Below are 12,778 nucleotides of genomic sequence, written 5' to 3' on the forward strand. Positions count from 1 at the left end.
CTGAATGCGACTAGCTTAGCAGCGCCTGTCAACTCAAGAGGTCCTTGGCGACGATATCAAGTTCTTCTGCCTGTTCACCTGCCGTCGGGCTGGTGGCAAGGCGTTCAAGGTCCGTCCTAAGCTTTGCTTGCAGCTCTGCTGATTGCGCAACGATGAAGCGCAGCGTCCAATTCTTCCAAACGTCGTCATCTGTTTGCAGAATGCGTCGAAGGTGCGGATAGAGCGGCGTACCGATCCCCGCCAAAAATGGCTGCAGCACTCGAGCGACCGGCCAGTTCATGTCCTGCATCCATTCAAGCAGGGCCGGAACGATCGGCTCGACAGCTGGGAAACCCAAGGCGACGATGGCCTCGGCCCTCTCCGTATCGAATTTGTCTCTTGGTAGCAGCGCTGCCAAGTCGGAACACATCGTCCACTCCCCATGAGTTGCTGAAGCTTGTAGCACCTGTAGCCCGCATGAGCGCCGACACACGCGGGGCCGGATGCCCCGGATATCGCTTCGCTCATCCGGGCTACGCTGCTGCGGGTGACCTTCGCCGCGCGTTCGCAGGCACCTGCACCGGCCCGAGGTCGGCCCGCCCGCTCAGCTCGAGACGGGGATCTCGATCAGCACCAGCGTGCCGCGGCCCGGTTCGCTCTCCAGCGCGATCCGGCCGCTGAGCGACGACACCACGGTATTGAAGGCGATGTGCAGGCCGAGGCCGATATTGCCCCGCTCCCGCCCGGTGGTGAAGAACGGATCGAACACGCGGGCCTGCAGATCCTCGCGGATGCCGACGCCTTGGTCGGCGCAGGCGATCCGGGCGAGCGCCTGATCCGGCTGCGTCACCGTCATGGTGAAGCGTCCGCCGCGGCCGTCGGGATAAGCGTGCGCCGCCGCGTTGAACGCCAGGTTGCTGATCACCTGCGCCAGCGCGCCGGGATAGCTGTTCAGAACGATGCCTTGCGGGCAGTCGAGTTCGACGATCAATCCCTGACGGGACAGCAGCGGCCCGAGCTTTGCGATCAGCTCGGAGAGCCATCCGCCGAGCTCAAATGTATGGCGCTCCTCGTCGGCTTGGTGGATGGCGACCTGCTTGAAGCTGTGCACCATCTCGGATGCCCGATGCAGGTTTTCCGAGGTCAGTCGAAGGCCGTTCTCGATCCGTGCAATGCCCCTTGTCAGGTCGGAGCGCCGGACGGCTGCGCCGTTCAGCGCCTCGCCCATCGCGCGAAGGTCCGCCTCCATCGTCGTCGACGTGGTCAGCGCCAGGCCAAGCGGCGTGCTGACCTCGTGTGCGACACCGGCGACGAGCTGCCCGAGCGAGGCCAGCTTCTCGGCCTGCACGAGCTGCGATTGCGTCGCGTGCAGATCGCGCAACGAGGCTTCCGAGCGCTCCTTCTCCTGCTTCAGCGCCTGCGCCGTCCGAAACTGCCGGCGCGCGCGGAACTCGCGGGCGGCGACGGCGTAAAGCGACAGCGCAAAGGCGTTGAGGACCAGGGAATGATTGATGAAGCGCAGCCCCGGCGGCAACGCCGGCCCGAGCGATTCAGCGATGCACAGCGCAATCCACGTCGTGAGACAGAACACGGCCAGCGGCCCGATCCGCAGCGGCAGCATGGTCGAGACGAACAGGATTACCATCATCACGCCGGGTGCCGCATAGGTGAATCCGGAGGGCAGCACGAGGTAGACGCTCGGCAGCACGCAGCCTGGAACGACGCAATAGACGAGGAAGATCGTCTCGGCCCACGGCTTCATCGCCGGCACCGAGAGCAAGGCGGTGAGCGGCAGCAGGACCAGCACGGCGACCCCGCCGCGGATCGCTAGCGTGGTCGCCACGACGTCGGGATAGAGCACCCAATCCCAGAACGCATATCCGGCATAGGTGAAGGCGCCGAGCAGCATCGCGACCTGCGTCCAGCCGATATTGCCCCGCACGTACTGGTCTACAAATCGGCGCTCCTCGACGATGTCGTCGAAGCGCAGTCCAAGGCGGGTCAAAAGACGGAGCATTACAATATCAAACGAAAAAGGCCTGGCACTGGAACTTGGCACTGGAAATGGGAGCGTAGAAAATGATCTACGACAGCTTGCCCGCGCTGTCGCGTCCTTTTGGCGCATCGGCGACCGCGGCGCGGCATCGCGCCGCGCCCCTCACCGGGCGTTGGCCGGGGCGTGGGTCGGCCAGAGGTCGGCGCGCCAGTGCAGCGCAATCGCCAGCATGGCGATGAAGCCGGCGGCGGCGAGCAGCGTGCCGGTCGCGGTGTAGCCGATCAGGTCGATCAGGCTGCCGGCGGCGAGCAGCCCGAGCGGCAGGCCGTAGATCACCATCATGCGCACGCCCATGACGCGGCCGCGCAGATGCGCGCTGGCATTGCGCATCAGCATCACGGCGGCCGAGATCATCGACATGCTTTGCGCGATGCCGGCGAGCAGCAGGCAAGCCATCGCGACCGGCATGGTCCGGAGCTCGACGAACACCAGGAGCATGGCGTACCAGGCGAGCGTCGCGCCGATCAGAAGCCGCGCGATGCGTACCCCGCCGGCCATGCTGAGCGTGATCGAGCCGATCAGCGAGCCCACCGCAAAGCTGGCCGAGAGATAGCCGAGCCCGGTCTGGTCGGTATGGAAGATGTCGCGCGCGACATAGGGCAACAGACCGTTGGTGAGCGGGAACGCCGTGAGGTTGGCGAGGAACGCGACGCAGAGGGCGGCGCGCATGCCCGGGCCGCTCCACGCATAGACGATGCCCTCCTTGAGGTCGCGCAGCAGCTTTGAACCCGGCGCGTCGCCCGCCGCGAGATCGGTCGTGCCATGCGACTTGGGGCGGCTCATGCAGAGCATCAGGATGGCGGCGACGAAATAGAAGCCGGCGATCCCGACATAGACATAGCCGATGCCGAGCGCCGCGAACAATCCGGCCCCGGTCAGGGCTCCTGCGATACGCGCCGAGTCCTGCGTGGTGCGCGTCAGGCTGATGGCGCCGACCAGCTGCTCCGGCGGCATGATGTCGGCGAGCAGCGCGCCGCGCACGCCGAGATCCGACGGGCGGATCACACCCATGATCGCGACGATGATCATGACGTTCAGCGGGGCGAGATGCCCGGTCAGCGCCAGCGTCATGATGGTGCCGGCGAGCACCGTATAGGCAAAGCGCATCACGGCGAGCAGATCGCGGTGCCCCATGCGGTCGCCGATCATGCCGACGACCGGCGCGACCAGGGTGCCGACATATTGCAGCGACGCCAGCACGGTCAGCAGCAGCACCGAGCCGGTCTCGACCATGATGTACCAGCCGAGCACCAGCGTCTCGACCTCGAACGCCCAGGAGGTGAGCAGATCGGACGGCCATTGAAAGCGATAGCTGCGGATGCGAAATGGCGCGAGCGCGGAGGTCCGCGTGGTCCCGCTCAAGACGCGATGACGCGTGTCACGGCGTGTCCTGCCCTTTTCCTTGTTCTTCTGGGTCTTGCTTCTTGGTCGTGCTTGCGGCGCTTTGAATTCGTCTCGAGTCGCTTGGGAAAACGCTCTGTTCCGTCAGCGTAGCGCCGAGTCGATTGGTGTCAATCGAGGCCGCCGCATGCGGCCATGCGCGATGGTATCCGCAGCGACGTGATGGCGTAGCCTCGCGAAGCGCAGGCCCTACATCGGCGGCGCGGCGCGCCGCAGCATGAAATGGGTGGGTATGAAGGCGAGCAGTGGCAGGCCGATCATCAGGCCGGCCAGCCACACCAGCGGCGGCACGAAGCCTTGCGCCGCCCTGTCGCTGGTGCCGAAGACGTAGTTGATGTTGACCGGGGTCATGCCCGGGTCCGGCCGCGGTCCCGGCATCACAAAGTAGCAGATCAGCAGCAGCGCCCATGCCAGCACGCCCCAGGCGATCAGCGCGCGCTGGTCATAGCCGAGCCGCCAGACCAGGAACAGCAGCAGGAACGGCAGCCAGCCGTGGAAGCCCGACAGGAACCGCAGGAACAGCGACAGGTTCTGGTCGAACATGTAGTCGGTCATTCCGGTGAGCGAGTAGCCGGCGACATGGGCGAGAAAGTCGATCACCCAAAATGTTTGCGGCACAAGGAGTCCGACGGCACACATCGAAATCAACAGCGCGCTCTCGGTCCAGACCCCGATCAAGGTGAGGATCAGGCAGACATCGCAGAAATACAGAAAGTTGGTCGGCCCGTAGCAGTAGGTGTACACCGGCACCAGGACAGCCATGAAGGCGCTGAAGCCGATCTTGACGGAGAGCGGAATGCGGGCGGACGGCTGCTCGACGGCGATCACGGACATTGCGGTGGGACTTTCCATTGCACAATCCGCCAGCCCTAGCGCCGGATCGGTAAACAGACCCGTATTCCGCAACCTTGAATTGATCGGCGCTCGGGAATTCGGTTAACGCCAACTCAGCGGCGCCGGTACAGTTTTAGCTGCCCGCGAGGTGGTCGTGCTAGCATGCCTGTTCCGAGGCAGCGGAGGACGACATGAACGCCTTCGAAGTTTTCGCGATCTACCTGATGCCCTTTGTAATCATCGCGATCGCAATCCGGCTGCTGATGCGGCGTTATGCCGTCGACCTGCCGGACGTGCAGAAACAAGCGGGCTCCGCGCCGAAGCGACGATTTCTGCTCGGCGCCTGGCGGTTTGATTAGATCAGATCGCAGACAAGCTCGGATGCCGCCGCCCTGCGAAATTCTCAATCACTGACTGCCCGACGACGCAAGCGAAGACCAATCCAGTGTATGGTTTGTCCGTCTCACCCGATCGAGGGGCGAATCGCGATCGTCACGAACGTGGGTCGAGATGCGGACACCTATTCGGTGTCGTCCCTGCCTAGTGCGCAATTGCGCACGGGAGCAGGGACCCATAACCACAGGCCGTCATTGTTGAGCGACGCCCGAACAACGAGTCCCATTCACAATATCCGCTGCGGAGTATGGGTCCTGGCTTTCGCAGAGACGACGCCTGGGAAGCAACCGTGCGCTCTCATTCTCCCCGGCATCGTCATGAATCGAGGACCATCCTCGTCGTCCTGGCGAAGGCCCATAGGCGCTAAAATAGGATTTGCGCCTTGGATTCGCTTGTGATTCCAAGATGGAATGGCACACGAATCGCTTGTGAACAAAGATTGGGCGCGCGTTGTCGCCCGACTTGGCGGAGCCGAGGCTCTGAACATTAGCGCGCGCAAGACGAAGGCGTTTGTCCGTCCGCGGGAGATCAGCAATGCGGTCGACTTGCTGCGCCTGATCTTGGCTTATTGCCTTGGTGAGAAAGGGCTGCGGTTGACGGCGGCATGGGCCACGTCGGTTGGGCTTGTCGATATCTCCAACGTGGCTCTGTTGTATCGCTTACGTCAGTGCGGAGATTGGCTGGCAATCTTGGTCGAGCAGGCGCTTGCCGCCGCGGCGCCGAAGGCGAGCCGCGGTCGTCTGATCCGTATTGTTGACGCCACGACGGTCCCCAAGGCTGGGACGAGCGGCAGGAACAAGAACGCAGTGTGGCGTATCCATAGCGCGTTCGATCTTCCGCAGGAGCGCTTTGGTCACTTCGAACTGACCGATCAGCGAGCGGGCGAGACGCTGGATCGGATACCGGCGGTTGCCGGTGAGATCCGTCTTGCCGATCGCGCCTATCTGCAACCGGAGCGCATGGCGCATCTCGTCGATGCCGATGCGGACTTCGTGATCCGGGCCGGCTGGAAGAGCGCGCGCTGGCTCGATGCCGAAGGTAATCTTGTTGACCTCACTGCCGAACTGCGCAACGCCTCGGCGCGTGGCCTGATCGATCGGCCGATTTGGATAAAGCGCAAGTCAGGTGCGCCGCCGCTCGCAGTGCGTCTGGTTGCCGCGAAGAAGCCGGCGCAAGCTGCTGCGGCTGCGCGACGCAAGGCGCGCCGGACTGCACAAAAGGGAGGTCATCAGCTCTCCAGGCAAACACTTGACGCCGCAGATTGGGTGATCCTGGTGACCTCACTCAGGCCAGAGGACTTCACGACTGCAGATATCCTCGCCCTCTATCGGCTGCGATGGCGCATTGAGCTCGGCTTCAAGCGGCTGAAAAGCCTGATTGGCCTGAAGGGACCTCCCGGAACCGACGAGCGGTCCGCCAGACCCCATATCCTCGCTCATCTGCTGATCATTCTATTGCTCGAGCCGCTCGTCGACGAACTCGAAGACTCTCCCCGCTTGGCCGACGCCGCCTGACCCACCCAGTGACGTGGCGTCTGCTGCGCCAGCTCGTAGCTTCGCTACGGCAAGCGATCATTCCACAGCCCGCAATCGCTCTACTCTGCAGAGCCAGTCACGCTCTCCGGCGACATCTACGCGAGCCACCCAGACATAAGCGCCACTATCAGACTATGATCAAACTATCTTAGCGCCTATGGGCGAAGGCCAGGACCCATTATCCCGAATGCGAATTGCCTCGCTATGCTGGGGCCGCTACCCTCCAACAACACAAGTCGGTGGTTATTGGTCCTGGCTTTCGCCAGGAGGACATTGGTGATGGCGGAACGATCCCATCCCCAGCTCATGCGAACACGACATTTTGTCATGAGAGCCGCAGTTGCATTTTTTGCATTGCATTATATGATGACAATAATTCAATCAAATTCCCGGCATTGAAGGGACTCCTGCCATGGCAACCAGCACCGATCCCGTCGTCATCCTCTCCGCCGTCCGCACCCCGCTCGGCCGCTTCATGGGCGAGCTCGCGCCGCTGCCGGCGCACAAGCTCGGCTCGCATGTGATCGGGGCTGCGCTCGAACGCGCAAAACTTGCGCCCGAGCGCATCGACGAGGTGTTCATGGGCAACGTGCTGCCCGCCGGCCAAGGCCAGGCCCCTGCCCGCCAGGCCGCGCGCGGCGCCGGACTGCCGGATGCCACCGGCGCCACCACCGTCAACAAGGTCTGCGGTTCCGGCATGAAGGCGACCATGCTGGCCCACGACATCATCAAGGCCGGCTCGGCCGAGATCGTGCTGTCCGGCGGCATGGAGAGCATGAGCAATGCGCCGTATCTGTTGCAGAAGGCGCGCGGCGGCTATCGCGCCGGCCACGACCGCATCATCGATCACATGATGATGGACGGGCTCGAGGACGCCTACGAGACCGGCCGCTCGATGGGCGATTTCGGCGAGGCGACCGCGGAGGCCTATCAGTTCACCCGCGCCGACCAGGACGCGTTCGCGATGGAGACGTTGAGCCGCGCCCGCAAGGCGGTCGAGGGCGGCGCCTTCAAGGCCGAGATCGCGCCGATCACGCTCGCCGAGAAGGCCGGCCCGCGCATCGTCGCCAATGACGAGCACCCGCTGAAGGTCGATCCGGCAAAAATCCCCGGCCTGAAGCCGGCGTTCCGCGCGGGCGGCACCATCACGCCGGCCGCCTCCTCGGCCAATGCCGACGGCGCCGCAGCGCTGATCCTCAGCCGGCGCTCGCTCGCCGATCGCGACGGACTGCCGGTTCTGGCCGAGATCAAGGGCCACGCCACCCACAGCCAGGAGCCGCAGTGGTTCACGACGGCGCCGATCCCGGCGATCAGAAAACTGCTCGACAAGGTCGGCTGGAGCGTCGGCGATGTCGACCTGTTCGAGATCAACGAGGCGTTTGCGGTGGTCGCGATGGCGGCGCAGCGCGACCTCGGCATTCCCAGGGACAGGCTGAACATCAACGGCGGCGCCTGCGCGCTCGGCCATCCGATCGGCGCCACCGGCGCGCGGCTGATCGTGACGCTGCTGCACGCGCTGGAGGCGCAGAACCTGAAGCGCGGCGTTGCCGCGCTGTGCATCGGCGGCGGCGAAGCCACCGCGATCGCGGTGGAGCGGGTCGCGCACTGATCCGGTATGCCGTCATTGCGAGCGAAGCGAAGCAATCCATCTCTTTTCACAAACCGAACGATGGATTGCTTCGTCGCTTCGCTCCTCGCAATGACGGCTAGTTATGAAAGGCGTCCATGAGGCAGTACGACGGCCTGGCGTCTGAGTCCGAAAACGAGGGAACTATGGCATTTTAGACATGGCTCCTCCGTGCCATATTGCGCATCACGCAAAGCTTTCACCGCAATCGATCCGGAACACAATGATCTCGAACTGGCTTGCTTCCACCCTCGCCCGCCGCAACATCCACTACGGCTGGGTGATGGTGGCCGTGACTTTCCTTGCCGCGCTGATCTCCGCCGGCACCGTCGGAGCGCCCGGCGTGTTCATCGTGCCCCTGCAGAAAGAGTTCGGCTGGTCCACCGCCGAGATTTCCTCGGCGCTGTCGATCCGCTTCATCCTGTTCGGGCTGATGGCGCCGTTCGCCGCCGCGCTGATGAACCGCTACGGCCTGCGCAACGTGACGCTGGCGGCGCAGCTGATCGTGGTCTGCGGCCTATTGGCCTCCCTCGCCATGACCCAGGTCTGGCAGCTCATCCTGCTGTGGGGCGTCGTGATCGGAATCGGCACCGGGATGACCGCGCTGGTGCTCGGCGCGACCATCGCGGCACGCTGGTTCGTGGCGCGGCGCGGCCTCGTGGTCGGCATCCTCACCGCGAGCGTCGCGACGGGCCAACTCGCCTTCCTGCCGCTGCTTGCGACACTGACCGAGCGCTACGGCTGGCGTGTCGCGCTTGGGCTGGTCTGCGTCATGCTCGGCGTCGCCGCCTTTGCCGTGCTGATGGTGATGCGCGACCGGCCGAGCGACGTCGGCCTGCGTCCGTTCGGCGACGAGGGCACCGCGCCGCTTGCCGCGCCGCCACCGGCCAATGCGCCGATCGTGGCCGCCGCGCTCGGCACGCTGCGCGACTCCGCGAAATCCTCGGTGTTCTGGATCCTGTTCGCGACCTTCTTCGTCTGCGGCGCCTCGACCAACGGCCTGGTCCAGGTTCATTTGATCCCGATGTGCCTCGATTACGGCATCCCGCAGGTGCAGGCAGCGAGCCTGCTCGCCGCGATGGGGATCTTCGATTTCTTCGGCACCATCGTCTCGGGCTGGCTGTCGGACCGCTACGACAACCGCTATCTGTTGTTCTGGTATTACGGCCTGCGCGGGCTGTCGCTGCTGTTCCTGCCGTTCTCCGACTTCACGTTCTACGGACTGTCGCTGTTCGCGATGTTCTATGGCCTCGACTGGATCGCGACGGTGCCGCCGACGGTGCGCCTCACCGCGCAGCGCTTCGGCGCCGAGCGCGCCAATCTGGTGTTCGGGTGGATCTTCGCCGGCCACCAGCTCGGCGCAGGCGCCGCCGCGTTCGGCGCCGGACTGTCGCGCACGATCTATCAAAGTTACCTGCCGGCGTTCTTCATTGCCGGTGCGCTGTGCATCTTTGCCGCGCTGATCGCGCTGGCGATCGCGCGGCCGCAGCCGAAATCGGTGGCGGTGCCGAAGCCGGTCGCGGCCTGAGGTCGCTTCCCGCGCGACGTGCGCCGGTCAGTACGACAGGATGGTGCGCATCCCGAACACCACGCTGTCCTTGATCCGATGCGTTTGCGTCGGATCGTTGGGATCGACGGCGCCGCCGCCGGGATGGGCGATGTATTGAAACATCGGCTGCATGGTGAAATTCGGGTTCACCACGTGCTGGTAGGTGATCTCGAGAATCGCCTCGTAGTCGCGGATCGGATACGGCGTGCCCGTGAAGATCTGGGTGTCGCGGTCGAGCGCACGCGCGGCGTCCGAAATCCTGGCATAGATCGCGGCGATGCCGAACCGATCGTCCGGATATGTCTCGCTGAAGCCGGTGAACAGGAAGCCGCCGTCGACATAGGTGCTGATCAGGTTGCGGTCCGATGGGCTGACCGAGGCGCGCATGAAGAACGCGACGCCCTTGTCAGCGTCCGGCCTGGCGCGCGCAAGCAACTGCTCGTAGACCATGAAGATGCCGTTGTCCCGCCGCAGCCAGCGCGTGTCGCCGGAGCTGTCGGGATCGGCGAGCGACAGCCCGTCGGCCGAGAAGCGCTGGTCGGCGAACGAGCCCATGTGATACCAGGCGCCGCCGGTGATGGTCGCCGGCAGCCGGCTCTCGCCGATCTCGAACTTGTATTTGAGCTGGCCGATCCACCACGGCGGATCGTTGGCCCGGAAATTCAGCCCGTGGGCGTTCAAGATCTGCGGATCGTCCGTCCCCTGCGGCGGCGAAGCCGAACCGTCGAACAGCGCCAGATAGGCGGTGATGCGGTCGGACAGATTGGCCTTGATCCGGATGCCGGGCACGGCGAGTGGCGGCGACGGTCCGCCGGCCGGCAGAATGGTGCCGACAATGCCGGGCCAGCCCAGCGCCGAATTGATGAAGATGTCGTCGTACTGGCTGTCGATGAACTCGACGTCCGAGCCCTGCTGGCCGACGCGCACCGAGAGTTTGCCGCCGAGCAGCTTCTGCTCGATCCAGAATTCATAGAGCCTCGTCGCCGGCAACGACTCGACGCCGGACACCAGGAACAGGTTGCCGACATAGCTCCGCGACAGCCCGTCGCCGTGGATCTGGTACATGTTGGCGTGGAAGGTCGCGCCGGTCCAGCCGATCGCCTTCTCGAGGTCGATGGTGGTGCCGAGATCGAGACGGCCGGTAAAGGCCGCGCCATTGCTGACGCCGCCGGAGACGTTAGCAAAACCCTCCCCGATATAGGTCAGGCTGAACTGGTAGCCGGCCTCCTCGAGCGCAGCCCGCGTATCCGCAATCCGGTCGGCGGCCGGCTTGTCCTCCGCATGCGCCGGCGCGCCGAGCGCGAGGGCCGCGGCCACCAACATCGCGCGGGAAAGAACTCTGCACATCGGGAATACCGCGGTGCGCTCGCGCTATTTGACGATGCCGAGCCGCCGCATCAGCAGATAAGCCAGCAGCGCCGACCCGATCAGAAGGCCGGCCGCGACCAGGAACCCGCTGTCGACGTCGGTCAACGGCAATCCCTTGGTGTTCATGCCGAAGATGCCGGTGACGAGCGTCGGCGGCAGCAGCATCATGGTGACGACGGACAACGCGTGGAGGTGCTTGTTGCTCTCCTCCTCGAGCTTGAAGCGCAGCTCCTCCTCGAGCAGGCGGCTGCGCTCGTGCAGTTCCACGATGTCGTGGTCGAGGCCGTCGAGCCGCTGCGCGAGCTTGCCGGCCTGCAGCCGCAGCGCCGGACTGAGATTGTCGGTGTTCTTCTGCTCGAGCCGGTGAAACAGCACGCGCAGGCCGGCGAGCTGGCGATGCAGGCGCACGCAGGTGCGGCGCATCCGGCTCAGATTCTTGCGCAGCTCCGATCCGGTATCCTCGGCGAGCACCCGCTCCTCGATCGCATCGATATCGGTGCCGATTTTGTCGGCCATGCGGTCCATGGTGTCGGCGATCTCGTCGACGATCTTCTCCAGCAGCGCCGCGACGCTGCCGACGCGATGGCCGCCCTCGAGCACGCGGCGTGTCGCATCGGCGGAGCACAGCGCCTGATGGCGGCCGCTGACCAGGAGGCGTTCGGTCATCGCAAAGCGGAGAAAGCCGGTCTCCCGGGTCGCGGCGTCGATATCCCGCACCAGATCGGAAAACACGCCGTAGACGCAATTGTCGACGACGTGGATCTGCTGGAAATTGTCATTCGACAGCAGCAGGTCCCGCGCCAGCTGCGGGATGTGCATGTTGGCGAGCCATGCCCGGGTGCGAACGTCGGTCAGGTTGAAGTGCAGCCACAGCCTTCCGTCATGGCTCGGTTCGATCGGCGCATCGATCGGAAGCGCCTCGGCACGGCCGTCGTGATGCAGGCGGAACGCCCAGACCAGACCGGGGACCGCCTCGCGGGTCAGCAGCGACCCGACCGGAGCGGGAGGTGGATCAGCCAGCATGGCCCGCCCCCAAGGCAATCGATAACGCAACCGCGCGAAATGACATGTTCAAGACCTCGCCCACGCGCAACGCTGAGCAAGCGCGTCCCTTCGACGCAACATAGGAGGACGCGCCTGTTACAGTTTTATGTCAGCGACCGCCCTACTCCGCGGCCAGGCCGGTCGGCGCCGCCTCCGCAGCCTCCTTGTTGTAGTCATGCACGACGCGGCCGAACGGCAGCGTCAGATCGGCGAGGAAGTGGTGCGCGCCGACGACACGCTTGACCGGGAAATCGGCGACCGGTGCATTGACATGCGGCACCAGGTGAAGCCGGCCGGGTCCGATCCAGGAGCCCTTGACGACGATGTCGGTCAAGTTGATCGCGACCAGCTGGCAGACCTCGAGATGGCCGTCGACGCCGGGGATCATCTTCAGATTAACTTGCGTCTTCGACAGCGTCGCGCGGGTGACGTCGCCATTGCCCGCCATGCTCTCGTGCTTGTAGCCCATCGTGCCCATCGCAACGAGCTGGCCGGCATATTCCAGCGTGCCGGTCAGCGTGTCCTTGACGATCTCGAGCTTGGGATGAGCGTACTTCTTCGGAAAGCCCCAGATCTCGCGGCCGGCCGCGATCGGCGGATCATCGTCGAGATACATCTGGCAGACGAAGTTGACCTCTTCGCCATGCAGGCGCGCGGGGATCACGAGGCCGGACTCGGTGTAGCTGCCGAAGCCGAAGCTGTCGGGCATCTTGATCCATTCGTAATGCACGATCGCCTGCTCGATCGACTCCAGCGGCTCGGGCAGGCCGGCGCGGATCAACTCCGGATCGGTCTCATAGGTGATGACGAGGAATTCGCGATCGATGAAGCGATACGGACCGGCGGGATAGCTCGGGCCGGCGGCCGGCATCGACGGAAGCTTGAGCAGATCTTCCCTGCGCATCGCAATAACCCCTGTTTGAAAAGTTTGCGCGGAAGCTAACGGCCGAGATTGACAGCGATGTGAGGAATTTCCGTCAGGCGCATGA

The 12,778-nt window shown here is 64.5% G+C and carries 11 protein-coding genes; 4 read left to right on the forward strand and 7 right to left on the reverse strand.

The features are described from left to right. Positions 1-28: 28 nt before the first annotated feature. From J2R78_RS40050 to J2R78_RS40065, 4 genes are all read right to left on the reverse strand, one after another. The gene (locus J2R78_RS40050; RefSeq protein ID WP_253609113.1) at positions 29-409 is read right to left on the reverse strand and encodes a DUF5071 domain-containing protein; all 381 of its coding nucleotides are present in this window, start codon (positions 407-409) and stop codon (positions 29-31) included. A gap of 174 nt (positions 410-583) precedes the next feature. Further along, entirely contained in the window at positions 584-1,996 is a 1,413-nt protein-coding gene (locus tag J2R78_RS40055) for a sensor histidine kinase (protein WP_253609114.1), read from the reverse strand. Positions 1,997-2,137: 141 nt separating this feature from the next. Next, positions 2,138-3,397, reverse strand: coding sequence for an MFS transporter (locus J2R78_RS40060; protein WP_253609115.1), 1,260 nt, complete (start codon positions 3,395-3,397; stop codon positions 2,138-2,140). Positions 3,398-3,625: 228 nt separating this feature from the next. Then, on the reverse strand, positions 3,626-4,288 hold the full coding sequence (locus J2R78_RS40065; protein ID WP_253609116.1) for a hypothetical protein: 663 nt from the start codon (positions 4,286-4,288) through the stop codon (positions 3,626-3,628). 173 nt (positions 4,289-4,461) lie between these two features. On the opposite strand from J2R78_RS40065, the gene J2R78_RS40070 reads away from it, so the two are divergent. The 4 genes from J2R78_RS40070 to J2R78_RS40085 all read left to right on the forward strand — a co-directional run bounded on the left by J2R78_RS40070 (position 4,462) and on the right by J2R78_RS40085 (position 9,356). After that, complete coding sequence (locus J2R78_RS40070; protein WP_253609117.1) at positions 4,462-4,629, forward strand: hypothetical protein; 168 nt, start codon at positions 4,462-4,464, stop codon at positions 4,627-4,629. Positions 4,630-5,094: 465 nt separating this feature from the next. Further along, complete coding sequence (locus J2R78_RS40075; protein WP_253604643.1) at positions 5,095-6,180, forward strand: IS4 family transposase; 1,086 nt, start codon at positions 5,095-5,097, stop codon at positions 6,178-6,180. A gap of 433 nt (positions 6,181-6,613) precedes the next feature. After that, a complete protein-coding gene (locus J2R78_RS40080; RefSeq protein WP_253609118.1) occupies positions 6,614-7,810 on the forward strand; it encodes an acetyl-CoA C-acyltransferase in 1,197 nt (398 codons plus the stop codon). 241 nt (positions 7,811-8,051) lie between these two features. Then, positions 8,052-9,356 carry an MFS transporter gene (locus J2R78_RS40085; RefSeq protein WP_253609119.1) on the forward strand — a complete coding sequence of 435 codons (1,305 nt, stop codon included), beginning with the start codon at positions 8,052-8,054 and terminating at the stop codon, positions 9,354-9,356. Positions 9,357-9,383: 27 nt separating this feature from the next. Here J2R78_RS40085 and J2R78_RS40090 read toward each other — a convergent pair whose 3' ends face one another. The 3 genes from J2R78_RS40090 to J2R78_RS40100 all read right to left on the reverse strand — a co-directional run bounded on the left by J2R78_RS40090 (position 9,384) and on the right by J2R78_RS40100 (position 12,693). Then, the gene (locus J2R78_RS40090; RefSeq protein WP_253610034.1) at positions 9,384-10,700 is read right to left on the reverse strand and encodes a carbohydrate porin; all 1,317 of its coding nucleotides are present in this window, start codon (positions 10,698-10,700) and stop codon (positions 9,384-9,386) included. A 48-nt stretch (positions 10,701-10,748) separates the two neighbouring features. Further along, the gene (locus J2R78_RS40095) at positions 10,749-11,768 is read right to left on the reverse strand and encodes a transporter (RefSeq protein WP_057019751.1); all 1,020 of its coding nucleotides are present in this window, start codon (positions 11,766-11,768) and stop codon (positions 10,749-10,751) included. Between the two features lie 142 nt (positions 11,769-11,910). Continuing rightward, positions 11,911-12,693, reverse strand: a complete 783-nt coding sequence (locus tag J2R78_RS40100) for an acetoacetate decarboxylase (protein WP_253609120.1) — start codon at positions 12,691-12,693, stop codon at positions 11,911-11,913. Positions 12,694-12,778 lie beyond the last annotated feature (85 nt).

This window comes from Bradyrhizobium sp. USDA 4538 (genome assembly GCF_024171045.1).
Lineage (GTDB): Bacteria > Pseudomonadota > Alphaproteobacteria > Rhizobiales > Xanthobacteraceae > Bradyrhizobium > Bradyrhizobium australafricanum.

Bases quoted from the DNA above. Each gene is read 5' to 3' on its own strand.
- J2R78_RS40050 (WP_253609113.1), bottom strand. From the start codon at position 409: ATGTGTTCCGACTTGGCAGCGCTGCTACCAAGAGACAAATTCGATACG.
- J2R78_RS40055 (WP_253609114.1), bottom strand. From the start codon at position 1,996: ATGCTCCGTCTTTTGACCCGCCTTGGACTGCGCTTCGACGACATCGTC.
- J2R78_RS40065 (WP_253609116.1), bottom strand. From the start codon at position 4,288: ATGGAAAGTCCCACCGCAATGTCCGTGATCGCCGTCGAGCAGCCGTCC.
- J2R78_RS40070 (WP_253609117.1), top strand. From the start codon at position 4,462: ATGAACGCCTTCGAAGTTTTCGCGATCTACCTGATGCCCTTTGTAATC.
- J2R78_RS40080 (WP_253609118.1), top strand. From the start codon at position 6,614: ATGGCAACCAGCACCGATCCCGTCGTCATCCTCTCCGCCGTCCGCACC.
- J2R78_RS40085 (WP_253609119.1), top strand. From the start codon at position 8,052: ATGATCTCGAACTGGCTTGCTTCCACCCTCGCCCGCCGCAACATCCAC.
- J2R78_RS40090 (WP_253610034.1), bottom strand. From the start codon at position 10,700: ATGTTGGTGGCCGCGGCCCTCGCGCTCGGCGCGCCGGCGCATGCGGAG.
- J2R78_RS40095 (WP_057019751.1), bottom strand. From the start codon at position 11,768: ATGCTGGCTGATCCACCTCCCGCTCCGGTCGGGTCGCTGCTGACCCGC.
- J2R78_RS40100 (WP_253609120.1), bottom strand. From the start codon at position 12,693: ATGCGCAGGGAAGATCTGCTCAAGCTTCCGTCGATGCCGGCCGCCGGC.